General features: G+C 40.5%; 1 pseudogene. It reads left to right on the top strand.

The window, feature by feature from the left end:
- Positions 1 to 60 precede the first annotated feature (60 nt).
- Positions 61 to 304: pseudogene (locus tag AB4585_RS27090) on the top strand (WYL domain-containing protein); the annotation flags it as partial.

Below are 304 nucleotides of genomic sequence, written 5' to 3' on the forward strand. Positions count from 1 at the left end.
GACAAAAACTGTCCCTTTAACTAGAATATTCAACGTTATCTGATGAGAAGGTGTAAAGCAATGTCCAAAACGTTTGAGCGCTATCAACTCGTTCTGCAAAATATTCCCTGCCATCCCGATTATGTCACCAGTCTTGAACTGCGCCATATATTGCTTTCAAAGGATCTTATCGACTCCACCCTAGATGACAAAAGCCAAATGAAGACAGTACAAAGGGTTATCAATAAGGTGGCGTCAGATTATTATTCTGTCGAAATTGATACTGAAAAACGTCCTCATCAGATAAAGATCTCTCAGGGCCAGC

The organism is Vibrio sp. 10N.222.49.C9, assembly GCF_041474985.1.
GTDB lineage: Bacteria > Pseudomonadota > Gammaproteobacteria > Enterobacterales > Vibrionaceae > Vibrio > Vibrio crassostreae_C.